This is a genomic window from Campylobacter sp. 2457A, assembly GCF_020135895.1.
Lineage (GTDB): Bacteria > Campylobacterota > Campylobacteria > Campylobacterales > Campylobacteraceae > Campylobacter_D > Campylobacter_D taeniopygiae.
In genome coordinates, this window is record NZ_JACHTO010000065.1 from 1 (window position 1) to 1,089 (window position 1,089).

Genomic DNA, 1,089 nt, shown 5'->3' on the forward strand with positions numbered 1-1,089 from the left:
GGAGTAAAAGATTATAAAGAAGCTAGTAGATTAGGTTATAAAGGATATGATCTTTTTCACAAAGCTATTAAGAATTTAAGTTATGCTTATGAACAAGGTAAAGATTATAAGGCAGGACTTGTTTTAGCAGAACTTGGATATTCAAAAGATTATTTTATATCCATTGTGAATGAATTATATCAAGATGAAGATAATAAAGCTTTATTGGAAAGTTTAATTCAAGAATTTGCAGATTCTACTTATAGAAGTATAAGAATCTATAATGAGCTTATAGACAAGTATGACTTAGGAGATGCTTATTGGGGTTTATATGCTTATTCCATTATAATGAAATATACAGTATTTGATGGTAGGTTTCATTTTGCTCAGCTTAAAGACAGTAGTAAAAAACTTTATGAAGATGCTCTTAAACATGGAGCTTATGCGGCTTTTGGAGATAAGTCGGGTACTCTAGCCTCTGATTTAATTGCAGGAGAATATCAGCTTTGTTTAGGTATATTAGGTAATAAAAAAGCTTTTTATAATGCGGCCATAGAGCTTAGCAGTGCAGGGTTAAAATCAAGAGGCTTTCAAGCTCTTTGGCTTGGAGTGCAATTAGGAGATAAAGATGCTTTAGAAGCTTTATACTATCGTTCAATTGAAATATATGATAACCCTTTAAAAAAACAAATTATCAAAAACTTTGCCAAACATCCTCCCTATGATAAATATGGTATGCTTCCTTTTTTAGATGAATTAATCTCTACAGAATGGATTATAGATCCAAACGAGTATAATTTTATTTATGATATTGATAATAAGGTAATGAAAACATTGTCATATGTAGTTAGTGACGGTAAATTAAAGAATTCTACTCCTGAAAGCAGATGGAAATTTGATCAAGAAATAGATGCTTATAAAAAAGGTTGTGCAAGAAATTATAGTTATGATATACCTAATCGCTGGAGTGAAGCAAAGGTAGAAACTTATCTAGAAGAGCTTTATTTACAAGCCAAACTCGCAGCCTTAACCCCTCCTCAAGGTTATCCTAATGCCCCTTATTATTTTACACCTGAAAGATTGGAATTTATTTACAAAAAAGGAGACCTT

The 1,089-nt window shown here is 31.0% G+C and carries 1 pseudogene; it reads left to right on the plus strand.

The annotated features are described in order from the left end of the window. Window positions 1-1,089, plus strand: a pseudogene (locus H2280_RS08310) (hypothetical protein); the annotation flags it as partial.